This window comes from Bradyrhizobium sp. CCBAU 45384 (assembly GCF_028128665.1).
Lineage (GTDB): Bacteria > Pseudomonadota > Alphaproteobacteria > Rhizobiales > Xanthobacteraceae > Bradyrhizobium > Bradyrhizobium manausense.
In genome coordinates this window covers 25,117-48,194 of the sequence record NZ_LBIZ01000104.1, presented here as the reverse complement: position 1 = coordinate 48,194, position 23,078 = coordinate 25,117, and the positions used below count along the sequence as shown (strand labels likewise).

The window sequence follows — 23,078 nt, the reverse complement described above, 5'->3', positions numbered from 1 at the left end:
GATCGTCAGCGCGCTTCAGGTTATTGTTTGAGCATGATCTTTTCGGAAAACCGCTGCGCACTTTTCCGGATCCAGCTCCTCAAGCCGTCTTGATGTAGTCGCGCAGGGCTTCCTGTTCGGACTCGTATTCGCGCACGCGCCATTTGACGACGTCGCCGATCGAGATCAGCCCGACAACCTTGCCGTTGTCGACGACCGGCAAGTGGCGGAACTTGCCTGTGGTCATCATCTCCATCAGCTCGGCGACCGTGTCGGTCTCCTTGCAGGTCACGACCTTGCGCGTCATGACCTGGGAGACCGGCTCGTCCAGCACGCCGGCGCCGCGCTCGCCGAGCACGCGCACGATGTCGCGCTCGGACAGGATGCCCTCGAGCCGGCTCTGGTCCATCACCAGCACCGCGCCGATCTTCTTCTCGCCGAGCAGCTTGACGGCGGCGGCGAGCTTGGCGTCGGGCGCGACGCTCATGATCTGGTGGCCCTTGGTATTGAGAATGGAACGTACCGTCATTGTTGCCTCCCTGAATCGGATCCGTCCGCTTTGCGCGGTCCGGACTTGTTCGCGAGTCTTCAACTAACAGTTTCAGCGCCGGTTGCAGGCTCGAGCGCTTTGCGAAGTGCAGCCTCCATCAGCTTGCTGCTTCGGAACATTCTTCCCGCAAATGATGGATGAATTCGGGCTGCGCCGCAAGCGCCGCTTCAAATACCGTCTGAAATGTCCTGTGATGACGCATCCGCAGCATCATGGCTTCGCACGCGCGGCACCGGATCGAACAGCGTGAACAGCAACAGGCCTGCGAAGAAGCCGCCGATATGCGCTTCCCAGGCGACACCTGCGCTGTCGCCTTCGACGCCGATCCCGCCGACGCCAAAGATGATGTTGAGGGCGAACCATACGGCGAGGAAGCCGACGATCCGTCGATCGCGCAGCGCCCGAAACAGCGGCAGCGCCGGAACTTTTGCGGCGGTATCGGCATCCGAACGGCTGAACGACAGGAAGCTGCCGCGCACGAAGGCGAAGCGGATCGCCGCCGCCATCGCGCCCGAGACCGAGGCCGAGGCGCCGATCATCGGCACCACCGCATGCTCGTGGGTGACGAGATGGGCAAGCGCGCCGGCCGCCGCCGTCACCGCCAGGAACACGAAGAAGCGCAAAGCCCCGAAGCGCCGCGCCAGCGCGCTGCCGAACGGCAGCAGCCACAACACGTTGAAGGCGAGATGGGTGAGATTGGCGTGCAGCAGCGAATAGGTGACGAAGGTCCAAACCTTGGCGCCGGCGCCGCCCTCGAACTGCAGATTGACCAGCGAGGAATCGTAGCGCTTCGGAATGAAGCCGAAGACGTCGATAGTCCAGTTCTCCAGCTCCGGCGGCAGCAGCACCCGCAGATGGATCAGCGCCAGCAGGGCGACATAGGCCGTCAGCGGCCACGGCAGGGTCAGGATCGGCTCGCGCGGGGCCTCTTCGACGACCTGATGGTCCGACGGGGGTTGTGACGGGGAATCCAAGGCGGTTTCGCTTTCAGGCGCGATCGAGGCAGAGGGCTTCTCGAAGCAAGGGATCTGGAGATAGTCGCCTTTACCGGCCTTGCGCAAGTGCACCAAAGGAAAAGGCAGGGCCCTGGGAAAGCCCTGCCTGTCCGTGTCGGCCTTTCCGACGCGACGGGAGAACAAGGAGTATCCCCACCCCTCCCCGCGGCCAGTGACCAAACTGTTTGACGCCCGTGTACAGGCCTCGCCGAGAACCTGGAGAAAGCGGCGAGGCTTGCGACCGGGATCACCATAGCAGGCGTGCCGGACGGGCAAAGCGCATAGTTAATTTAACGTTAACGACGCAAAGACATCGCTGCCGATGCCAAAAACACGCCCGCGGCATGGACGCTGCAATTCCCCTCCTGCACAACATCAAAGGGATCTCAGGTGCGCTGAAGCGGGACAGCTTTGTCCCATGAGGTTGCGCCGAGGGTAAGCGTCGAACATGAAACATCCATCGAGCCGCGCATTCTTCGCGTATTGGGACAACAAGCGCGGCAGCGCGCGGGCCCCTGACCGGGCCGATATCGACCCGGCCGCGGTGCGCGAGCTGCTCGGCGACATCTTCGTGCTGTCTTGCGAGCAAAAACTTGGCTTTCCGTTCCGCGTCGCCGGCACGCGGGTCTGCGCGCTGGCCGGCCGCGATCTCAAGGACCAGGGCTTTGCCGCGCTGTTCACCGACGCGAGCCGCGGCGAGATCGAGGAGATCACGACCATTGTCGCCGACGAGACCTTAGGCGCGATCGCAGGTCTCACCGCGCAGCGCGAGGACGGCAGCAAGGCGCATCTCGAGCTGCTGCTGCTGCCCTTCAACGCCCGCCCGCATACGCCTGTCAGCGTGACCGGCGTGCTCGCGCCGTTCGACGATGAATGCGGCGCGCTCGGCCCGTTCACCGTCATCTCCTGGCGCTACCTGCACCAGCCGGAGAAACTGCTGCCGCGCGCGATCCGCAAACTGCAGATCGCCCGCGGATTGATGGTGTATGAGGGGCTAAGGTAGAGCAACGATCGCGCCGTGCGCGCAGCGTGTGAAAACGGCCTGACGATCGTTTTCTGAATCAGATGACGATCAGAGACGACGGCTCAAGGCCCAAGGCTTGCGATCGATCAACGGAACCTTACCTGCTAGGATACGTTTGTCTGTTTTGCCGCGCGAGTATCTGCGCGGCAACGCGGCTCGGCTGAGACGATGCGTTTCCCAGCCGCTTCCGTCGAGGGGTAACTACCCGTGATGGAGCGCGCGACCAGAGTTGGTAATCGCCTGCTAGCTGCGTTACCGCCAGCCGATTTTGCTTTGCTTGCGCCGCATTTGCGGAAAGTACCGCTGGAGCACGACGCAGTCCTGGTTCGATCGGGCGACCGGATCGATCACATCTACTTCCCCTGTAGCGGCGCAATCGCCCTCATCATGGAGCTGCCGAACGGACAGACCGCCGCAACCGCCGTGGTCGGCAACGACGCCGCCATCGGCCTCATGACGGCGCTAGGGCCGCTCCGCTCACCCATGACCGCGGTCGTGCGCGTCGCCGGCGCGGCGTTGCAGATATCACCCACGCGATTTCAGACGGCGCTCGAACGCAGCCCCGCTCTCAGAGGTTTGGTTCAGCTTCTCTCCAGGGCGCTGATGACGCAAATCCAGCATGTCGCAGCCTGCAACGCGCTGCACTCCGTCGAAGCCCGCCTAGCCCGCTGGCTGCTTCACATCCACGATCGGACCGATGGCGGTGACGTCCTGCCCTTGACGCAAGAGACGCTGTCCGAATTGCTCGGCGTCCGGCGTACCACGGTCACGCACGTCATTGGGGCCCTTCGGACGTCAAGGGCGCTGAAATCCAGCCGGCGCGGTCAACTCGAGATCGACAGGCGGCGCCTCGAAGTCGTCGCATGCGAGTGCTACAAGGTGATGAGCCGCAGGATCGACCGGATCGTTTCGCAGGATGCCTTGAAGGTGCTTCACGCCGCGCCGCCGCCGAACGATTCCCTGCCGCCGGACGTCCCGTTCGCCAAGGCCGACTCGTAGACCCAGGCTTCCTTGGCGAACCACTCGTGCGTCGCCGCGCACATCTTGCAATAGGTCCGCGAGAAGAACACCGCAGTGCACCGAAACCTTTCGCGATCCATCTCGATGCCCGTCGAAATGACCCTTCCCGTTTCCGGGCACTTGATCATCACCATACCCATCCCGATTTCCTCCAGCTTGGCATCACCTCGACTATGAGGGGGCCGCACCGGCTGGATGGCATCTTTTCTTGCGAAGACGCTCACCCAGCCGGTCCGCGCGGCCAACCGCTTCGACTCAAGCAGCGCTACGCAATACGCGATCCAAGCTCTGCTTGATCGGCTCAGCCGTTTCGGTCGCAACCCTCTGGGCGAGGTCCCATAGCTCGCGATTCTGGGCCGAAGCTGTTTCAAGCATCTTGCGGCTATGAGCGGTGGAGAGATCTATGAGATCGGCAAACGACCTCGCATCGACAAGCTGGGAAAAAAATTCCAGCGTGGACGTGGTGTTGGCGTGGGATATTTCGATGACCTTGGTGCGGTAGTCGGCGGCCCGCTGGGCATTGGTCGAGCAGGCATCGCAGAGAGCTGCGGTCATCTCCTCCGAGGTCGACTTGATCTGCGCAAAATTTGCCTGGGCCCGTGATGCGCCCTGTTCGGCGAGATTGCCGAAGATCGTCTGCATGTTGAAGAACGGGACGTCGAACTGGAGCTTTGCACTTCCGTCGGTTCCTCCGTTTTGCAGAGCAGCATTCGTTTCGGCGTTCAGATTGGCATCACTCACGGGCTTTCATCCTTTCAAGCGAAACTAGATAATGGATTTAAGACTCCCCGACGCGTCCAGGTGCTTGCTGCACCAGGACATCAGTACCCTTGCTCTCATGTTGGTGGGATGCCACTGCGGCTGGACCGCCGCCGCCCCCCTGCCGAAGCCAACTATGGCCAACGACAGTGGAAGCTTCGGTTCGCTTTCAGACTCTTCGCTTGATTTTATTCGAATCATGCGGCGAAGCGGCGCATGACCGCATCGCGCCTCTTTGAAGTTGCTGCAATCGCATGCGCCAACTTGAGATCGGCGCAAGCTTGCGCCGGACATCGCCCGCACAAGCGATGCCCGGCCGCATCATCGATCCATCACGGCATCGCCAGATGCCAGGCGCCATTCAGAAAGCCGTCGCCGGTGACGTCGCCGGGCTTGGTGTCCTTGGCGAAGGTGTAGAGCGGCTTGCCCTTGTACGCCCACTGCTTCGAGCCGTCGTCGCGGGTGATGATGGTGTAGCCATCGCCGGGCGTGTCGCTGGCCTCGGCCTTCAGCGCCGGCCAATTCGTCGCACAGGGGCCGTTGCAGGCCGACTTGCCGTCCATGTCCTTGTCGAACGTGTAGAGTGACATGCCCTTGGCGTCGGTGAGCACGCTGCCTTTGTCGGTCTTGCCGGTCTTGGTCGGCGGTGCGGCGAGCGCCGCAGAGGCGAGCGCGAGCGTTGCCGCGAACGCGAGCACGAGGCGGATCGAGGATGTCGTCATGGTGTCTCCTGTCATGCAGATGGCTTGCACGAGGTAGGACGCCGCGGCCCACGCACTATTCCTCGCAAGCGGGCCAAGATATTTTTGGCTGCGCGCATCAAGGCGGCGGAATAAATTGCGGTTGACGATACGGAGCAGCACAGATGAGCAAGCCTCGATGGCGCCGCGCGCACGCCACCGATCTCGCAGCGATCAGTGCGATCGCGGCGCGGATCCATCCCGATCTGCCCGAGCGGCCCGACGTGCTCGCGGAAAAGATGCGGCTCTGTCCGGATGGCTGCCGCGTGCTCGCTGCAGGCGACGGGATCGCAGGCTATGGCCTGGCGCATCCCTGGATGCAGCAACAGATCCCGCCCCTCGACGGTTTCCTCGGCCAATTGCCTGAACATGCCGACTGTCTCTACATACACGACGTCGCCGTGCTGCCCGACGCCCGCGGCGGCGTGGCGCGCGGCTATGTCGCCGACATTGAACAGCTCGCGCGATCATCCGGCATCACGATGCTTGCGCTGGTCTCGGTCTACGATACGCGCGTGCTGTGGGAGCGTCTCGGCTTCCACGCCGTCGGACCGGATGCGGCCTTGCGCGACAAACTGACGTCCTACGGCGCAGGCGCAATCTACATGCTGCGCGAGCTTGCCGAGCAGCCGCCCCTCCCCGCACGCGGCCTCACGCGGGCGTGAAGCCAACCCTCGAACTGGTTTCGATCAGCCTCCGTCGAAGGATCGAGCGAGCCGTTCCGGTCTCGCCGAACCGAGGCTGGAGATTTCCGATGAAACTCACATTGCCCAAACTTGCTTTGACAGCGTTCGTTGCCACGACCGCGTTCACTGCAACCAGCGCCAATGCGGTGCAATTCCATACCTATCGCTGCGACGTCGATTTCTTCGGAGGCTGCGGCATCATCCCGCTGCCGGACCCACCGCCCGCCCGGCGTCACGTCGTTCGGGTCGACCGCGATACGTCGCCGACCTACATGAAGCAGATCGACCCGCGCTACAGCTCCTCCATGCGTGATGCCGGCGGCGGAGGTGGTGGCGGTGGAGGCGGAGGTGGCGGCGGCCGCTGAGCCCACGGCTAACTTTTCAGACGATGTCGCCGGTGCAATCCGGCGGCATCTCGCTGCCTGCGCCATCGGCGGCCGCTCAGCCGCGGCGCTTCTTCTTGTTCTTCTTGCCCGACGCGCCCGGCCATTCGGTGACCGACGGCGCGTATTTGGCGTCACTGGATTTGTTTCCGAATGTCTTGTTCTTCTTCCCGAACGCCGGCTTGCCGGATTTGCCGCCGTCGTGAGGCTTTGCGTGGGGCTTTGCGTACGGCCTGCCCTGGTGCTTCGTGTCAGGCTTTCCCCGCGGCCTGTCGTGCCGCTTCGGCTCACCCACGTTCCAGGGATCGTCGTTGCGGCGAACGACATGATCGTCGTCTCCGTCATCGCGCTGCGGAGCGCGTGGGCGCTTCTCCACTGCTGCCGCCGCCTGCGGCGCCGCCGTCACCAGCTCGATGCGGATGCTGTCTTCCTTGTCCGGTCGCTTGACCTTGGCTGCAAAACTTTCCGCGACGCGCTCGGAGATCTCGAACTCGGTGGTGGTGTCGCTGATCTTGATCGCGCCGATGTCGCGCTTGTCGATGCCGCCTCGGCGGCAGATCATCGGCAGCAGCCAGCGCGCCTCCGCATTCTTGCGGCGGCCGATGGCAGCCCGGAACCAAACCGTCGGCTCCGTCATCACATGTTTTGATGACCCTTTCGCCGATTTGGCGCGAGGGCGCTCGGAGCGATCGTCGCCGCGCGGCGCGCGATCGTCGCGGCTGCGATGCTCGCGCCGTCCGCGCTCCTCGCCGGGATCGATGATGTCCTCAGGCGACGGCAGCCGGGCGCGATAGAGCCGCGCAAGCGCGGCGGCGATATCCTCCGCCGACCGCTCGGCCAGCAGAGCCTTCGCCAGCTCCAGATCGTCTGATGTCGTCTCCTCGGTGAACAACACCTCCTTCATGCGCTCATGATCGAGCTTGCGGATTTCATCCGCCTGCGGCGCCGTGCCCCAGACCGCCTCGGTGCCCGAGAGATTGAGCAGCAACTCTGCACGACGCCGTCGTGCCGGCGGCACCAGCAGCACGCTTGTGCCCTTGCGGCCCGCGCGACCGGTGCGGCCCGAGCGATGCTGCATCACCTCGGGGTCGTTCGGCAAATCGGCGTGAATGACGAGATCGAGGCTCGGCAGGTCGATGCCGCGCGCGGCGACGTCGGTCGCGACGCAAACGCGGGCGCGCCCGTCCCGGAGCGACTGGAGCGCCAAAGTGCGCTCGTTCTGCGTCAACTCGCCCGACAGCGCGACCACGGAGAAGCCGCGCTCAAGCAGTGCCGCCTGCAAATGCCTGACCGCATCGCGCGTGTTGCAGAACACCAGCGCGCTCGGTGCCTCGTAGAAGCGCAGCACGTTGACGGCCGCATGCTCGGCATCACCGGGAGCGACCCGGATGGCACGGTACTCGATGTCGGCGTGACCGCCCTCGTCGCCCGCGACCTCGATGCGAAATGCGTCCTGCTGGTACTGTTTCGCCAGCGCCACGATGCCGCGCGGAAAGGTCGCCGAGAACAGCAGCGTGCGCCGCGTCTCCGGCGTGGTCTCGAGGATGAACTCCATGTCCTCGCGGAAGCCGAGATTGAGCATCTCGTCGGCCTCGTCGAGCACGACGACCTTCAATTCGGAGGTGTCGAGGCGATTGCGCCTGAGATGATCGCACAGGCGGCCCGGCGTGCCGACCACGATGTGGGCGCCGGCGGCGAGCTCGCGCTGCTCGCGGCGCGGGTCCATGCCGCCGACGCAGGAGACGACGCGCGCCCCGGCATGCTGATAGAGCCAGGTCAGCTCGCGCTGGACCTGCAAGGCGAGCTCGCGGGTCGGCGCGACGATCAGCGCCAGAGGCGCCGCGGCCTGCGCGAACCGCTCGGCATCGCCCAGAAGGTCCCTGGCCATGGCCAGCCCGTACGCAACGGTCTTGCCCGAGCCTGTTTGCGCCGACACCAGGAGGTCGCGGCCGACAGCATCCTCGCCGAGCACGGCGAGCTGGACAGGTGTCGGTGAATCATAATTGCGCTCGGCCAAAGCACGGGCGAGCGGCGGGGTCAGGGCCGGAAAAGACACGGAATGGAAAACCTTGGTTGGTCCGGGCGCGGAACGGAAAGAGCCGAGGGACCTTGACGCTGCAATCACTGCAGCAGGCCCGATCACACCCTTGATGATTTCGATTTGGACGCTCTTTACGCCAGAAGCTGTCAAATCACCATGGTTTTGATGCATGGCATTGGCGACAGGGTGAACAGGTGCGGGATGCTGGCCCTGCCCCAAACGCGATTTCGGGCCGGAATGGCGGACTTTTGCGGCCATCTCGCTTAAATTGCCCACGTTTGGACGTACCGGAATGGACGCATGGCCTCGTCGGACGAACGCCAGTGCGGCGAATGCACGCTTTGCTGCAAAGTGATGGCTATCGAGGCGCTCGCCAAGCCGGCAGGCAACTGGTGCGCGCATTGCAATCCCGGCCGCGGTTGCACGATCTACGTCGAACGGCCTACCGAATGCGGCAGCTTCAGTTGCCTCTGGCTCATCAACAACCTGCTCGACGAGCGCTGGAAGCCGAGCCGCTCCAAGCTGGTTCTGACCACCTCGGAGGACGGCATCGAGATCCGCTGCGATCCCGGCACGCCCCATGCGTGGCGCAGGGAGCCCTACGCCAGCGAGATCCGCGCCTGGGCCGAGGAAGGCGAGCGCGACGACATGACGGTCGTCGTCATCGTCGGCCAGCGCATGATCTTGATCACGCCGGAGCGCGAATTCGATCTCGGCATCGTCGGACCGGATGACCGCATCGTGCGCGAGTTGGAGGGCGCGAAGGTCGTCGGCGCAACGGTGGTGAAGGAGCTTAACGCCGCCTCAGATTCCGTCGACGATTGACGGATGCATGCCCCACTGGTCCCCGCCTACGGCCTGGCCAGCGCGGCCCTAATCCCTTGATGTCACGGGCCTGCTGAAGCTTTCGGCCAGCCTTGCTCTGGCCCGCGCGACACAGTCTTTGGCCGCCAGACTTAAGGCGCGGATCGCGCGCCAGGCTTCGGTCGCCTGCAGCCATGCCTTCATCTCGGTGAACTTGCCGTAAACCCACGCGAACGCCGGGATCCGCATCAGCTTGTCGCGCGTCAGGTGAAACAGGCGCTCGACCAGCACAAGCTTGAGCAGCTCGCAGCCGACGAACGCCGCCACGCCGCTCAGGAACTGACCTGTTGCAACGAGGTATGCCGCCACCGGCTTGATCGGCTCCAGAATGAGCACGGGCACGGAAAACAGCGCCAGCGAGGGATAAGGCGGCAGCGATCTGATCCAGGCGCGGAGCCGCTTGAACTCGAAATGCCGGGCAATCCAGCGCGAGATCGGCATCGCCACGGCCATGAACACCGCATCCACCAGGAAGTAGACGGCGGCCAGGACGTAGGTGATGGGTTCCAGGATTCGCTTCACGATATACTCTCCCGCAAACTCAAAGCCGGAACCCGGGCTTAAGTTTCACGCCCAAGTGGATCATTCGCGGATTCTCTGTGGAGCTTTTGCGGCATTAGGTTCCATCCAACTCAGATCTCGGCGTAGATTTCCAGAAGATTGCCGTCGGGATCCCTGAAAAACAACGTGCGATGCCCGAACGGCTGGTTCGTCGGCGGCGACAGCAGCGCCACGCCCTGCCGCACGAGCTCCTCGGCGCAGGCATCGACCTCCGCCGGAGAGACCTTGAAAGCCAGTTGCAGCGAAGCACTGCCCACCGGCGTCGGCGCGTCTCCGGCGGTACGGCTCGGCCGCGCCAATGCGAGCGTGTTGCTGCCGATCCCGTATTCGATCCAGTTCGGCGACAACTCGCGCAACGGCGACAGAGCGAGCACGTCCTCGTAGAAACGGCGCATCGCGTCCATGTCGCGCACGAAGATGACGGTGTAGTCGATCGCGCGGATGGCGCTGAAGGGGGAATGGGTGCGGGTAGGTTGTTCGTTCGTCATCGCAGCTTCATTCCAAATTCTGACCCGTAGCCCGCATGGAGCAAGGCGGAATGCGGGACCGGCGGACCCCGGATTACGCTTCGCTCCATCCGGGCTACGGGATCTACCAAATTTATCGTAACAGTCCCCCGCTATAATGCAGCTCGTAAAGCCGAGCGCCTTCATGCCGCGATATCGTCTCGATACCATGAAAGCGCTCGAGGGAGCCATCGACCTCGTTGCGATAAACCATGTCTGCCTGCTCGAACAGGCGCGGTCCCCGGAAGGGCTCCTCGGCGCGCACGCCCAGCAGCGCCAGACGCAGAAACTTGTAGATCGCGAGAAAGCTGTTCCGGTCGGTGATGTCCGCACCCGCACCGCCGCTGTAGCTCATCGACCAGATGACGCGGTCATCGCGTGACACGGTCTCCTGCCCGACAAAAAATCCCATCCCGAAATAGATATCGCGATAAGTGTAAGGCGGTGCGCGATGCTCAAGCTGTTTTGAGCCCGTGAGCAGCGGCGTGGTCACGGTCGCATCATCGTCGAGGCCCGCATAGGTGCGCCGCTTGGCTTCGACCAGGAATGCCGCGAGATCATGGGGAATGGACCGCATGGCCTACTCCACCAATTCCGGCCAGGGCACGATGGTCGACTTCACTGTCTTCATCGCCATCGCATCCTTCACCGCTCGCGCGACGCCCTCCTCCGTGAACGGATAGATCGTCTGCATCTTCAGCCAGGGATATTTATCGCGCGTGCGGTAGAGCATGTCGACGCCAAGCGGCAGATCGTTGCCGGTGAAGCCCCAGGAGCCGAGCACGTTGAGGTCCTTGGTGCAGATGCGATGCCAGGAGGTCTCGATCGAGCCGGCGTCGGTGAACTGGCCCATCTCGACATAGGTGCCGCCGTCGCGCAGCATCTCGATGCCTTCGGGGCCCGCTGATGGGTGGCCGGAGCAATCCATCACGAGATCAGCGCCGAAGCCGCCGACGATGTCGCGGACGCGCGCGATCCGCTGTTGCGGCGATGTGAGCTCCTCGATGTTCACGGTGGCTTCCGCACCGAACTCGCGCGCGAGCTTGAGACGCGGCTCCTCCGGCGCGCCGACGCAGATGACGCGCCCTGCCCCCATCTCCTTCGCCGCTGCGACCGCCAGAATGCCGATCGGGCCTGAGCCCTGGATCACGACCGTGTCGGCCCAGCTGAAGCCGCCGGCGCGACTGGCGCGGTTGAAGGCGCGGATGCAGGAGGTCAGCGGCTCCGACAGCGCGCCAAGGCGCAGCGACATGTCGTCGGGCAGCTTGTAGATCTTGGTGCCCGGCAGCATGTCGAGATCGACATAGACATATTCAGCCCAGCCGCCCCACAGATGCGGCGCCTTGTCGAAGCCGAGATAGCGGCCGTAATAAACCGGCGTCAGGCATTTGTTGGCGGTTTGCGGATAATGAATGCAGTAATAGCAGCGGCCGCACGGCATCAGCGGCGGAATCATCACTTTCGAGCCGACCTTGAGCGGCTTGCTCATGAAGTCCTCGGTGAATTCGTCACCGCATTCGACGATGACGCCGCCGAGCTCGTGACCCAGCGTAAACGGCCAGGGCAGCGGCTTCGGCCAATGACCTTTCAAGATGTGCAGATCCGTGCCGCAGACGCCACACGCCCCGATCTTGATCAGCGCACCCTTGCGGCCGACCTTCGGCCACGGCACGGACTTGATCTCGGGCTCCGAGCCTGGTCCTGCGTGGGTGCATACGCGGATTGAATCCATGGCTGTTTCCTCGCGGCCCGCTTGTGTTGAATAATGGAGCGGGCTCGGACAGAGCGTATGTGAGGTTCGGCGAGTTGCCAACCGCGGCAACGATCGTAGCCCGCATGAAGCGCAGCGCAATGCGGGAATTGGCCCCAGATTGCGCTGCGCTCCATCCAGGGTACGGCGTTGCTACAAGCACCGCCGTCATCCTGAGGTGCTCTCCTTGCGATGCGTCAGCATCGCAAGGGGAGCCTCGAAGGAAGGATGGGCCACGGCCGCCCGCAATTCATCCTTCGAGGCTCGCTTCGCTCGCACCTCAGGATGACGTCTGAGCTTGTTGCGGCAGTGCATAGCTGCCGTCCACGCACACGCTATTGTCTTGAGCCGTCCGCACCGAACGTGTAACTCCGCAAGAGTTCTTCCCGTGGTGCCCGCTTGAACCCCCTTCCCCAAAATCCCATGGCCGCGTCCGGATCGTTCGCGGCGATGAAGTCCGTGCCGTACCGGCTGCAGTTCATCGCCTATGTGCTGGCGATGATGGCTGACAATATCGAGCACGTGATCAGCTATTGGGTGGTCTTCCAAAAATTCCACTCGCCGACGCTGGGCGGCTTTGCCGTGCTGTCGCACTGGCTGCCGTTCCTCTTGTTCTCGGTCGTAGTCGGCGGGCTCGCCGACCGGTTCGATCCGCGCCGCATCATCCAGTGCGGCATGCTGTTGTTCATATTGGCATCAAGCGGTTGGGGCTTCTTCTTCATCACCGACACGATCCAGATGTGGCACGCGATGCTGCTGCTGGTGATCCATGGCTGCGCCGGCGTGCTCTGGCAGACGCCGAACCAGCTGCTGCTGTACGATCTCGTCGGTCCTGCGGACCTTCCGAGCGCGGTGCGGCTGAATGCGATGGCGCGCTATCTCGGCATTCTGGTCGGCCCCGCGGTCGGCGGAATCATCATGCTGACGCTCGGCCCCTCGCACGGCATCATCTTCAACACGCTGTTCTATCTGCCGATGCTGCTGTGGCTGTTCTGGGCGCCGGTGCGCGACGGCAGCGTTGCCGTACGGCGCTACGCCGTGCGCGGCTTCGCCGACATCCTACTGACCATCCGCGCCATTGGCAGCCGGCCGGTGCTGACGGCGATGACATCGCTTGCCGGCCTCACCTCCTTCATGATCGGCAACGCCTATCACGCGCAGATGCCGGGCTTTGCCGGCGATCTCGGCCATGGCGATCCCGGCGTGTCCTACAGCGTGCTGCTCGCGGCCGACGCCGGCGGTGCACTGCTCGCCGGCATTGCACTGGAATCCTGGGGACGCCTCAAGGGCACTGCGCGCACCGCGATCACGCTCGCGATGCTCTGGAGCGTAGCGCTGCTCGGCTTTGCGTCCGTGCGGATCTATCCGGTCGCGATCGTGCTGCTGTTCTGCGCCGGCTTCTTCGAGTTGTCGTTCAACACCATGGCGCAGGCCCTGGTGCAGCTGAATGCGCCCTCCGACATCCGCGGCCGCGTCGTCGGTCTCTATAATATGGCGGGACTTGGCATGCGGGCGTTCAGCGGCATCACCGTCGGCGTCTTTGGTGCGGCGATCGGGATTCACTGGTCGCTGGGCCTTTCGGCCGCAGTGCTGCTGGCCGCGCTTTGCCTACTTTATGGGCGTGCGACCAGGGCAGCCTAAGGGGGCTAGCCAGTGGGGCCGCCGGGGACCAGGCCGCCGCTGATGTGGCTTTTTGAACGCATTGTGTCGGTCCGTTATCGCCGCGCCAAATCATAACGTGGCATTAACCCTATGCACCTTAGGGTCGTGTCGGACTCCGCCCGGGCGGGGGGTCGGGTAGTGAAAATGGCGTTGGCGAACAAAAAATTTCTTCCGGCCGCCGAGGAACGTCGGCGTTTCCAGCGGGTGAAGGTGCACCTGCTCGGCCGTTACATGCTGCCGGATCGCCGTGAATTCCCCTGCCAGGTGATCAACATGTCGCCGGGGGGCCTTGCGCTGCTCGCGCCCGGCATCGGTAATGTCGGCGACCGTGTGGTCGCCTATCTCGACCATATCGGCCGGGTCGAGGGCAAGATCACGAGGATCATCGACAACGGCTTCGCCATGACGGTGGGCGCGACGCCGCGCAAGCGCGACAAGCTCGCAGCCCAGCTGACCTGGCTCGCCAATCGCGACATCCTCAACCTGCCGGAAGACCGCCGCCACGACCGTATCGTGCCGCGCAACCCGATCGCCGTGCTGACGCTCGAGGACGGCACCAAGATGACCTGCCGCATCATCGACCTGTCGCTGTCGGGCGCGGCGATTGCGGCTGAGAACCGTCCGCCGCTGAAATCGACCGTTCTACTCGGCCGGGTCCAGGGCCGCGTGGTGCGAAACCTCGAGGACGGCTTCGCGCTCGAGTTCATGCACGAGCAGCCGATCGAGACACTCGAAGAGAGCGTTACCGCGCGGTAAAGCGCGACGGCGTCAAAACCCCGGTTTTTCCAGCTCCGAAGGCGGCCTCTGCGATGCAGACGCCGCCTTTTTCGCGCCTCGCTGCCCGCTGCAGGCGGTTAACGCGCGGCCTGTCCATCCGCTCAAGCCGCGGTTCCCTCAGTGTTTCCGCGTTAATCGGTACAATTTGAATCAATTCCAGTCTTCTCAAATTTTAGTCGATATCTATTCAAGTATAGAGCGAATTCGCTGCCAGTTTTACTTGCATTCGTCTCGACTTGACTTGGTCGACTTAGTGGCAACGCAAAAGCTCCGTGCGAAATGTGGTCCCAACAAGAAACGGGGGCCGCAATGTTGGATTTCAGGGGACAGGGAAAGGCATTGGCGCTCGCCGCCATGCTGTTCGGAATGAGCGCGGCGGTGCAGGCCGGCGAAAGCCGCCTGCTCTACGCGAGCCTCGGCGACACCACGCGCGCGCCGATCGGCTGGGTCGAGTTTTGTGCGGAGAACGCCGCTCAGTGTCAGGGCGGACCGACGCAGCCACGCGACATCGTGATGTCGCAGGCCGCGTGGCGCGACCTGACCAAGGTCAATCGCTGGGTCAACGAGACGATCAAGCCTCTGACCGACGAGGAGCACTGGGGCGTCGTCGAGAAATGGTCGTTGCCGACCGACGGCTACGGCGACTGTGAAGATTACGTGCTGTTGAAGCGCAAGATGCTGATGGATGCCGGCTGGCCGCGCGAGGCCCTGCTCATCACCGTCGTGCGCGACAAGAAGGGCGAAGGACACGCGGTGCTGACGGTGAAGACCGACAAGGGCGAGTTCGTTCTCGACAATCAGAACGAGAACGTCGTCGCCTGGACGGAGACCGGCTACCGCTTCGTCAAGCGCCAGTCGCAAAGCGATCCCAACGTCTGGGTCTCGCTTGGCGATACCAAGCCGGCGGTCTCGACCGCCAGCGCAAGAGACCAGTAGTTCGATCAGTGAGACAACAGGTTACGCGACCCGGTCACATCCCCACCCCTCCCCGTCCCAGACCGGTTCGCGCGCGGCCAGGCTTCCCCCAAAGCCTGGCCGCAACTTTTTAGGGCGTGGTTGTCAGCGCGGCAGGATGTTCTTGTAGATCCTGCCGTCCTTCATGATCACCACGAAGCTCTTCGCGGGGTCCTCGACGAGGCTGATGTTGTCGAGCGGATTGCCGTCGACCAACAGAAGATCGGCAAGCGCACCCTCTTCGACCACGCCGAGCTTGCCGGGATAGGGATTGCGCAGGCCGGACAGGCTCAACAACTCCGCATTGGTCGACGTCGCCATGGCCAGCGCTTCGGCCGGCGTGTACCAGCGTGTCAGTGCCGCCAGCAACGAACCCTGCCTCTCCGCCTGCGCCTGCGAGAACAGGATATCGGTGCCAAAGGCCGTCTTGAGGTGATACTTTTTTGCCAGCGCATAGACGCGATCGGTGCCGGCGACGACCTGCTGCTTCTTGTCCCGCTCCGAAGGCCCGAGCGCGGCGGCCGCGCCGGACATCTCAAGGAACGGCTGGGTGCTGAGCCAGATTCCCTTCTCGGCCATCAGCTTCGCGCTCGCTTCATCCATCAGATGGCCGTGCTCGATGCATTTCACGCCGGCTGCGATCGAGCGCTGGATCGCGACCGGCGTATAGGCGTGGGTGGCAACATAAGTGCCCCAATTGTCGGCGGCTTCGACGGCCGCGCGCAGCTCGGGCTCGGTGAAGGTCGAGACGTCCAATGGACTGAATGGCGAGGCCACGCCACCGCCGGCGGTGAGCTTCACCTGCGAGGCGCCCTGCATCAGTTGCTCGCGTGCGCGCACGCGCACTTCGTCCGGGCTGTCGGCGACCATGCTGCCGCCGATCTGCTCCATGCGGCTGAGCATGCCACCGAGGGTTCGCGGCAGGTCGGAGAGCTGGCGGAAGTCGCCATGGCCGCCCGTGATGGTGATGATGGCACCCGACGGATAGATGCGCGGCCCGGCGACAAGATCCTCGTCGATGGCCTGCTTGAGGCCGAAGGTCGGTCCGCCCATGTCGCGTATGGTGGTGAAGCCGCGCATCAGCGTTGCTGTCGCCTCGCTGGCGGCGAGCAGGTTGTTGTAGCCGATATCGCCGGCAATCGCCGCCATCGGTGTCGGCCGCACCAGCATCGCGTGCCAATGCGCATCGATCAGTCCCGGCATCAGCACCCGGCCGCCGCCGTCGACGACCTGGCCAGTGGTCCCGACGTCCGCGGTCGAGATCTTCTCGATCTTGCCGTCCCTGACGAGGACATTGGATGGCGCCGAGAGCGTCGCGTTCTTGCCGTCGAAGATCTTGACGTTGCGGAACAGGACGGCGTCGTTCTGCTGAGCCGGCGCAGGCGATGCGGTGCAGACGATCGTTGCGAGCAGCGCCGTGAAGCCGGCTAGCCTGGACAATCCCGACATGTTCAATCTCCCGCTGGGGTGCCGCTACGCGGCCGCCGCGGCAAGTCGCCAGGCGGCCGCAACGCTCCCGCTCGTCGACGGCCGAATGCGACGCCATCGCACCAACTCCGCAGAGCGGATGGGCTATTGCCGAAGCAGCTCCAGAACTCATTGCGCGGACGAGAGTTGACGCCCGCCATCGGGCGGAGTCAATTTACAACTATAGGGCGATTTAGTATTGCAGCCATACGAGTCCAAGGGAGATGCGATTGCAGAAACATCTCTCGGGAAAGTTCAGCGCATGAGTAAGCGAGACTGCCTCGCTTGCATCGAATTCTCATCAAAAGTCGAGCAACGCAGTTGACCTATGATCAACGCAAGATTGCAGCCGGTCACTGACAGTCAGGCGTAACGAAAAATCTTCGTTGCCTTGACCGAGCAATGCGGCTCGCCTCAAGCGCCGAGCACGTCGGCAAGCCGCAACTCGTCCGCGGCGGGATCCTTCAGGAACAGCTCGGCCTCGATCTCGTTCAGATGCGACAGCATCCGCGCGCGCGCAGCCTGCTTGTCGCGCTTGTGAATCGCAGTGACGATCTCGGCATGATGATCGGTGCCGCAGGCGGGCGTGTCGTGACGGCGATAGAGCAGGATGATCAGCGAGGAGCGCGCGATCAGTTCTTTCAGGAAGCCGAGATAGATGCTGTGGCCGCTCATCTCGGCGATGAGCCGATGAAATTCGCCGGAGAGCCGGACCGAGGCGCGCGCATCACCGCGCAGCTCGGCTTCGCGCTCCTCGGTGAGGTGCTGCTGAAGGCGCTCGATCCACGCGGGAGAAACGGCATCAACGGCGTGATCGACGATGGTGGGTTCGATCAGGCGGCGCGCCTCGAACACCTCGCGGGCATCCCCAGGCGTCGGGCGGGCAACGAATGCGCCGCGGTTCTTCTCGATGTTGACGATGCCCTCATGCGCGAGCTGCTGCAGCGCGGTGCGGACCAGCGTCCGACTCGCGCCATAGATCTCGCCGATCTCATCCTCGCCGAGCTTGGTGCCCGGCAGCAGGCGATGCTCGAGGATCGCCGCGGTCACACCCTCCCTGATCCGGCTGACGCGATCGCTCGCGTCGGGCGCATCGGGTTTCGGGCGGGATTTGGCGGCCATCAGCTCGAAGTGTTGGGTTTGAGGACGCGATCGGCGTTCGGCCTTCGATGGTAATCGACGAGCTGTATCCAATCACAGGCGAAACTTTATACAATCTTCGCCCATTTTGTGTGCATGCTCCTGCCGACCCGAGGCGTCGCACAAACACGCTGGATTCGATCTAACGATCTGACTCCACTGCACAGTTTTCGAATTCGAAAATATTGGCGCTGTTGGCACGGACCTTGCGGAGAGAGGCGGAGCACCGCCCTCCTCTCGGACACGCCATGGCCACTCCTGCCGCTCTCGAACTGGTTGCCGTCACCAAGCGCTATGACGCGACGGTAGCGGTCGACAATGTCAATCTCAAAATCCCGGCCGGTACCTATTGCTGCCTGCTCGGCCCGTCCGGCTGCGGCAAAACCTCGACGCTTCGCATGATCGCCGGTCATGAAGCGGTCAGCGAGGGCGACATCATCCTCGGCCCGCAGAACGTCACGGACCTCGAGCCCGCCAAGCGCGGCACGGCCATGATGTTCCAGTCCTACGCATTGTTTCCGCACCTCACTGTGCTCGACAATGTTGCGTTTGCCCTGAAAATGCGCGGCATCGACAAGCCGACGCGCCACAAGCGTGCCGGCGAGCTGCTCGAACTCGTCGCGATGAGCCCCTATGCCAGCCGCCTGCCGGCCCAGCTGTCCGGCGGCCAGCAGCAGCGCGTGGCGCTCGCGCGAGCGCTCATCACCGAGCCGCAGATCCTGCTGCTCGACGAGCCGCTGTCCGCGCTCGATCCGTTCCTGCGGGTCAAGATGCGCGGCGAGCTGAAACGGCTGCAGCGCGAGCTCGGCATCAGCTTCATCCAGGTCACCCACGGCCAGGAAGAGGCGATGGCGCTCGCCGACCACATCGTGGTGATGAACCAGGGCAAGATCGAGCAGCAGGGCACGGCCCGCGACATCTTCCACCATCCCCGCACCGAATTCGTGGCGCGTTTCATCGGCGGCCACAACGTCCTCAGCGACGCCGGCAAGCTGATCGCCGTGCGCGCCGATCAGCTCGGCATCGTGCCGTTCGTTGATGGCGCATTCGGCGCGCCGGCGCTGCTGACCCAGACCGAGTACCAGGGCTCCTATGTTGCCGTCTCGCTCACGCTCGACGACGGCACCGCCCTGTTCTCCCATCTTCCCGAGTCCACCTTCGACGTCCAACCGTTCCGGCCGGGCGATCGCGTGCTGGCCACCTGGGATCCCGCCAAGGCGCAACGTCTACAATAGCGCCGTCATTTTAGAAAATGCGCAACACAGAGGAGTGACTGGAATGACAGAGACGACCAAGAAGACAGGCGTCAGCCGCCGCACGCTACTCAAGGGCACCGCGGGTCTCGCAGGCCTCGCCGCCGGCTCCGGCGCCATCACCGGCTTCCCCTACGTGATGTCGGCCGAGCCGAAGGTGCTGCGCTATCTCGGCACCGCCGTGAACGAGGGCGACGACATCTCCAAGCAGTGCCTGAAGGACACCGGCATCAAGATCGAATACATCACCGCGACGACCGACGACGTCACCAAGCGCGTGATGACCCAGCCGAATTCCTTCGACGTGCTGGACACCGAATATTTCTCGCTGAAGAAGCTGGTGCCGTCGGGCAACATCCTTGCCCTCGACGCCAAGAAGATCAAGGAATTCGACAACATCACCCCCGTCTTCACCAAGGGCGAGACGCCCGGCGGCAAGAAGATCGGCGGTCAGGGCACCGCGCCCTGGAAGGTGCTCTATCTCGAAGGCAAGGACTCCAAGACGTTCTCCAAGACGGCGACCGAGTTCGTCACGCTGATCCCGACGGTCTACAACGCCGACACGCTCGGCATCCGTCCCGACCTGATCAAGCGCCCGATCTCCTCGTGGTCGGAGCTGCTCAATCCCGAGTTCAAGGGCAAGGCCTCGATCCTCAACATCCCCTCGATCGGCATCATGGATGCAGCAATGGTCGTGGAAGCCACCGGCAAGTACAAATATGCCGACAAGGGCAACATGACCAAGGAAGAGATCGATCTCACCATGAAGGTGATGACCGAAGCGAAGAAGGCCGGCCAGTTCCGCGCGTTCTGGAAGGACTTCAACGAGAGCGTCAACCTGATGGCCTCGGGTGAGACCGTCATTCAGTCGATGTGGTCGCCGGCGGTGACCAAGGTACGCTCGATGGGCATCCCCTGCACCTTCCAGCCCCTCAAGGAAGGCTATCGCTCCTGGGCGTCCGGCTTCTGCGTTTCCAAGGGCGTGTCGGGCGACAAGCTCGACTGGGCCTATGAGTTCGTCAACTGGTTCCTGTCCGGCTATGCCGGCGCGTATCTCAACCGCCAGGGCTACTACTCGGCCGTGCTCTCTACCGCGAAAGCCAACATGGAGCCCTACGAGTGGGCCTACTGGATGGAGGGCAAGCCGGCCGAGAAGGACATCAAGGCGCCCGACGGCTCGCTGCTGGAGAAGGCCGGTGCCGTGCGTGACGGCGGCTCCTATGAGGACCGCATGGGCGGGGTCGCCTGCTGGAACGCGGTGATGGACGAAAACGACTACATGGTCCGCAAGTGGAACGAGTTCATCGCCGCGTGATGGATACGTCAGAAGACATCCTGCAACAGGCATCCCCGGACCTCGTCCGGGGATCCCAGACGAGGCGCGCGGCGAAATCCGCGCGCCTGTCGCCGTCTTTCGTCTCCTGGCTCCAGGCCGGGCCGATGATGCTGGTATTTCTCGCCTTCTTCCTGATCCCGCTGGTCTTCGTCGTGATCGTCTCGTTCTGGGACTACAACGAATATCAATTGCTGCCGACCTTCTCCGGCCGCGGCTATACCGACACGTTCGAAGGCTGCATCGCGCAGCTCCCGGATCTCTGCACGATCGCAAAAACCTATCTGAAGACGCTGAAGCTCTGCTTCCTGGTCTGGGCCATCACGCTCTTCATCGGCTTCTGGGTCGCCTATTTCCTCGCCTTCCATGTCAAGTCGAAGACCTGGCAGATGGGACTGTCGCTGCTCTGCACGATCCCGTTCTGGACCTCCAACGTCATCCGCATGATCGCCTGGATCCCGCTGCTCGGGCGCAATGGCCTCGTCAACTCCGGCCTGATGAAGACGGGACTGATCAACCAGCCGGTGGAATGGCTGCTGTTCTCCGAATTCTCGGTGGTGCTGGCCCTGGTCCACCTCTTCACCTTCTTCATGGTGGTGCCGATCTTCAATTCGATGGTCCGCATCGACAAATCGCTGATCGAGGCGGCCTATGACGCCGGCGCCTCCGGCCTCCAGACGCTGGTCAACGTCATCATTCCGCTGGCCAAGCCCGGCATCGTGATCGGCTCGATCTTCGTCATCACCATCGTGATGGGCGACTTCATCACCATCGGCGTGATGGGCGGTCAGCAGATCGCCGCCGCCGGCAAGATCATCGAGACCCGGGTCAACGCGCTGCAATTCCCGGCTGCGGCCGCCAATGCCGTGATCCTGCTCGTCATCACCTTCCTGATCATCACCATGATGTCGCGCATCGTCGACATCAAGAAGGAGCTGTAGGCGATGAAGGAAGGACGCCCGCGCTCATTCTACGTGCTTGCAATCTTCTTCGCGGCCTATGTGCTGTTTCTCTACGGCCCGATGATCGCGATCTACGTGCTGTCGTTCCAGGGGCCGCAAGGCGGCCTCACCTTCCCCATGAACGGCGTGTCGACCTACTGGCTGACGAAGCTGTTCCAGGGCACCGGCATCGTCGATCTCGGCGCGGCCTTCCGCCGCTCGCTGCTGCTTGGCGTCATCGTGATGGCCGTCACCGTCGTGCTGTCGGTCGCTGCCGGCATGGCCTTCCGCAGGAAGTTCAAGGCGCAGAGCATTCTGTTCTACTCGGCGATCGCGAGCCTGATCGTGCCCTCGATCATCACCTCGCTCGGAATCTCATTGGAGTTCCGCATCATCGACGATCTGATCAAGGCGCATTGGAACGGGAATTTCGAGACCTCGATGGGCCTGCTCACCTCGGGTCTCGGTGCGCACCTGACCTGGACGCTGCCGTTTGGTCTCTTGATCATGTTCGCGATCTTCAACCGCTTCGATCCCAGGCTCGAGGAAGCGGCGCGCGATCTCGGCGCGACGCCGTGGCAGGCCTTCCGTCATGTCGTGCTGCCGATCATCCTGCCATCCGTGATTGGCATCGGCCTATTCGGCTTCACGCTGTCCTGGGATGAGCTGGCGCGCTCCAGCCAGGCGATCGGCGCGGTCAATACATTGCCGCTCGACCTCCAGGGCCTCACCACGACGGTGACGAACCCGGATATCTATGCGCTCGGCACCATCATCTCCGCGGTGTCCTTCGCGGTGATCACGCTTGCGCTGGGCACCATCCACATGCTCAACAAGCGCCAGGCGGCCAAGGGGTCGGACGCCGGCAAGGGACTTGTCTAACTGCAATGCGACTGCACGTCGTCAATCCCAACACCACGGCGACGATGACGGCGAAGATCGCCGCAGCGGCGCGCGCCATCGCACTGCCCGATACGGTGATCGACGCACGCCAGCCCGCGATGGGGCCGGTTTCGATCGAGGGATTCTACGACGAGGCTTTCGCGGTGCCCGGCATGCTCGGCTGCATCCGCGAGGCCGATCGCGACGGCGCGGATGCGCACATCATCGCCTGCTTCGACGACACCGGCCTCGATGCCGCGCGTGCCGTTGCGAAAGCGCCGGTGATCGGCATCGGCGAAGCCGGCTTTCACATGGCGAGCCTGGTCGCGGCACGCTTTGCCGTGGTGACGACGCTTGGCGTCTCCATCGTGCCGATCGAACATAATTTGCGGAAATACGGCCTGGCCGAGCGCTGTGCCCGCGTCCGTGCCGCCGAAGTCCCGGTGCTCGCGCTCGAGGAGCGCAATACAGAGGCGCTCGGCAAGATCTCCGCGGAGATCACGGCAGCGATTCGCGACGACCGCGCCGAGGCCATCGTGCTCGGCTGCGCCGGCATGGCCGATCTTGCGGCAGAACTCGCCGGCACCCACGGCCTGCCCGTGGTTGATGGCGTTGCCGCCGCGGTGACGCTGGCGGAAGGAATGGTCCGGCTCGGGCTCGCGACATCCCGGCTTGGCCCCTACGCGGCGCCGCGCGCGAAGGCATACTCAGGCCCGTTTGCACCGTTTCAGCCCTGAGCGTCTGCTGCGCACTGACGGCGCGGACCTTCGACGGTGTACCGCGTTCAGCCTATCGCATGACGATCCAGCCG

At 63.5% G+C, this 23,078-nt stretch carries 25 protein-coding genes; 13 read left to right on the top strand and 12 right to left on the bottom strand.

Annotated elements, in window-relative coordinates; all coding sequences use genetic code 11:
• Positions 1-79 precede the first annotated feature (79 nt).
• Positions 80-508, bottom strand: coding sequence for a CBS domain-containing protein (locus XH80_RS15040; protein ID WP_057744276.1), 429 nt, complete (start codon positions 506-508; stop codon positions 80-82).
• A 188-nt stretch (positions 509-696) separates the two neighbouring features.
• Positions 697-1,503: a rhomboid family intramembrane serine protease gene (locus XH80_RS15035; RefSeq protein WP_271599339.1), complete on the bottom strand. Its 807-nt coding sequence runs from the start codon at positions 1,501-1,503 to the stop codon at positions 697-699.
• 469 nt (positions 1,504-1,972) lie between these two features.
• Between XH80_RS15035 and XH80_RS15030 the strand changes: the two genes are divergently transcribed.
• Positions 1,973-2,527, top strand: a complete 555-nt coding sequence (locus tag XH80_RS15030) for a PAS domain-containing protein (RefSeq protein WP_271599225.1) — start codon at positions 1,973-1,975, stop codon at positions 2,525-2,527.
• Positions 2,528-2,836: 309 nt separating this feature from the next.
• A complete protein-coding gene (locus XH80_RS15025) occupies positions 2,837-3,547 on the top strand; it encodes a Crp/Fnr family transcriptional regulator (protein ID WP_271599224.1) in 711 nt (236 codons plus the stop codon).
• On the opposite strand, the gene XH80_RS15020 is transcribed toward XH80_RS15025, so the two are convergent.
• From XH80_RS15020 to XH80_RS15010, 3 genes are all read right to left on the bottom strand, one after another.
• Positions 3,481-3,792 (bottom strand): hypothetical protein, encoded by a 312-nt coding sequence (locus XH80_RS15020; protein ID WP_333932369.1) that lies wholly within the window; start codon positions 3,790-3,792, stop codon positions 3,481-3,483. The two genes, XH80_RS15025 and XH80_RS15020, sit on opposite strands and share 67 nt — an antisense overlap.
• 31 nt (positions 3,793-3,823) lie before the next feature.
• Positions 3,824-4,210, bottom strand: coding sequence for a phasin (locus tag XH80_RS15015; RefSeq protein WP_271599223.1), 387 nt, complete (start codon positions 4,208-4,210; stop codon positions 3,824-3,826).
• 449 nt (positions 4,211-4,659) lie between these two features.
• Positions 4,660-5,049, bottom strand: a complete 390-nt coding sequence (locus XH80_RS15010) for a COG4315 family predicted lipoprotein (protein WP_057744372.1) — start codon at positions 5,047-5,049, stop codon at positions 4,660-4,662.
• A 143-nt stretch (positions 5,050-5,192) separates the two neighbouring features.
• Between XH80_RS15010 and XH80_RS15005 the strand changes: the two genes are divergently transcribed.
• Both XH80_RS15005 and XH80_RS15000 read left to right on the top strand, forming a co-directional pair.
• Positions 5,193-5,732: a GNAT family N-acetyltransferase gene (locus tag XH80_RS15005; RefSeq protein WP_271599222.1), complete on the top strand. Its 540-nt coding sequence runs from the start codon at positions 5,193-5,195 to the stop codon at positions 5,730-5,732.
• A gap of 89 nt (positions 5,733-5,821) precedes the next feature.
• Positions 5,822-6,118, top strand: a complete 297-nt coding sequence (locus XH80_RS15000; RefSeq protein WP_271599221.1) for a hypothetical protein — start codon at positions 5,822-5,824, stop codon at positions 6,116-6,118.
• A gap of 76 nt (positions 6,119-6,194) precedes the next feature.
• On the opposite strand, the gene XH80_RS14995 is transcribed toward XH80_RS15000, so the two are convergent.
• Positions 6,195-8,192 carry a DEAD/DEAH box helicase gene (locus XH80_RS14995; RefSeq protein ID WP_271599220.1) on the bottom strand — a complete coding sequence of 666 codons (1,998 nt, stop codon included), beginning with the start codon at positions 8,190-8,192 and terminating at the stop codon, positions 6,195-6,197.
• 285 nt (positions 8,193-8,477) lie between these two features.
• On the opposite strand from XH80_RS14995, the gene XH80_RS14990 reads away from it, so the two are divergent.
• On the top strand, positions 8,478-9,002 hold the full coding sequence (locus XH80_RS14990; protein ID WP_271599219.1) for a hypothetical protein: 525 nt from the start codon (positions 8,478-8,480) through the stop codon (positions 9,000-9,002).
• A 48-nt stretch (positions 9,003-9,050) separates the two neighbouring features.
• Here the strand turns inward: XH80_RS14990 and XH80_RS14985 are convergent, their stop codons facing one another.
• The 4 genes from XH80_RS14985 to XH80_RS14970 all read right to left on the bottom strand — a co-directional run bounded on the left by XH80_RS14985 (position 9,051) and on the right by XH80_RS14970 (position 11,840).
• Entirely contained in the window at positions 9,051-9,563 is a 513-nt protein-coding gene (locus XH80_RS14985) for a hypothetical protein (protein ID WP_271599218.1), read from the bottom strand.
• A gap of 110 nt (positions 9,564-9,673) precedes the next feature.
• Positions 9,674-10,090 (bottom strand): VOC family protein, encoded by a 417-nt coding sequence (locus XH80_RS14980; protein WP_271599217.1) that lies wholly within the window; start codon positions 10,088-10,090, stop codon positions 9,674-9,676.
• A 112-nt stretch (positions 10,091-10,202) separates the two neighbouring features.
• Positions 10,203-10,685, bottom strand: a complete 483-nt coding sequence (locus tag XH80_RS14975) for a DUF5680 domain-containing protein (protein WP_271599216.1) — start codon at positions 10,683-10,685, stop codon at positions 10,203-10,205.
• 3 nt (positions 10,686-10,688) lie between these two features.
• Positions 10,689-11,840, bottom strand: a complete 1,152-nt coding sequence (locus tag XH80_RS14970; RefSeq protein WP_271599215.1) for a zinc-binding dehydrogenase — start codon at positions 11,838-11,840, stop codon at positions 10,689-10,691.
• Between the two features lie 441 nt (positions 11,841-12,281).
• Here XH80_RS14970 and XH80_RS14965 point away from each other — a divergent pair, with 441 nt between their 5' ends.
• The 3 genes from XH80_RS14965 to XH80_RS14955 all read left to right on the top strand — a co-directional run bounded on the left by XH80_RS14965 (position 12,282) and on the right by XH80_RS14955 (position 15,233).
• Positions 12,282-13,499, top strand: coding sequence for an MFS transporter (locus XH80_RS14965; RefSeq protein WP_271599214.1), 1,218 nt, complete (start codon positions 12,282-12,284; stop codon positions 13,497-13,499).
• Between the two features lie 165 nt (positions 13,500-13,664).
• Positions 13,665-14,276, top strand: a complete 612-nt coding sequence (locus XH80_RS14960) for a PilZ domain-containing protein (RefSeq protein ID WP_057744308.1) — start codon at positions 13,665-13,667, stop codon at positions 14,274-14,276.
• A gap of 330 nt (positions 14,277-14,606) precedes the next feature.
• Positions 14,607-15,233 carry a transglutaminase-like cysteine peptidase gene (locus tag XH80_RS14955; protein WP_220002589.1) on the top strand — a complete coding sequence of 209 codons (627 nt, stop codon included), beginning with the start codon at positions 14,607-14,609 and terminating at the stop codon, positions 15,231-15,233.
• Between the two features lie 123 nt (positions 15,234-15,356).
• On the opposite strand, the gene XH80_RS14950 is transcribed toward XH80_RS14955, so the two are convergent.
• Both XH80_RS14950 and XH80_RS14945 read right to left on the bottom strand, forming a co-directional pair.
• Positions 15,357-16,700, bottom strand: a complete 1,344-nt coding sequence (locus tag XH80_RS14950) for a metal-dependent hydrolase family protein (RefSeq protein ID WP_271599213.1) — start codon at positions 16,698-16,700, stop codon at positions 15,357-15,359.
• A gap of 432 nt (positions 16,701-17,132) precedes the next feature.
• Positions 17,133-17,840, bottom strand: coding sequence for a GntR family transcriptional regulator (locus tag XH80_RS14945; protein WP_271599212.1), 708 nt, complete (start codon positions 17,838-17,840; stop codon positions 17,133-17,135).
• A gap of 266 nt (positions 17,841-18,106) precedes the next feature.
• On the opposite strand from XH80_RS14945, the gene XH80_RS14940 reads away from it, so the two are divergent.
• Genes XH80_RS14940 through XH80_RS14920 form a run of 5 tightly spaced genes read left to right on the top strand, consistent with a single transcriptional unit; the run spans position 18,107 to position 23,004 of the window.
• Positions 18,107-19,093, top strand: coding sequence for an ABC transporter ATP-binding protein (locus tag XH80_RS14940; RefSeq protein WP_271599211.1), 987 nt, complete (start codon positions 18,107-18,109; stop codon positions 19,091-19,093).
• Positions 19,094-19,136: 43 nt separating this feature from the next.
• A complete protein-coding gene (locus tag XH80_RS14935; protein ID WP_057744324.1) occupies positions 19,137-20,426 on the top strand; it encodes an ABC transporter substrate-binding protein in 1,290 nt (429 codons plus the stop codon).
• Positions 20,426-21,385 (top strand): ABC transporter permease, encoded by a 960-nt coding sequence (locus XH80_RS14930; protein ID WP_271599210.1) that lies wholly within the window; start codon positions 20,426-20,428, stop codon positions 21,383-21,385. The genes XH80_RS14935 and XH80_RS14930 overlap by 1 nt, the downstream gene beginning before the upstream one ends.
• A 3-nt stretch (positions 21,386-21,388) precedes the next feature.
• Positions 21,389-22,267 carry an ABC transporter permease gene (locus tag XH80_RS14925; protein ID WP_271599209.1) on the top strand — a complete coding sequence of 293 codons (879 nt, stop codon included), beginning with the start codon at positions 21,389-21,391 and terminating at the stop codon, positions 22,265-22,267.
• A 5-nt stretch (positions 22,268-22,272) separates the two neighbouring features.
• Positions 22,273-23,004, top strand: coding sequence for an aspartate/glutamate racemase family protein (locus tag XH80_RS14920; protein ID WP_271599208.1), 732 nt, complete (start codon positions 22,273-22,275; stop codon positions 23,002-23,004).
• Positions 23,005-23,078: the final 74 nt, after the last annotated feature.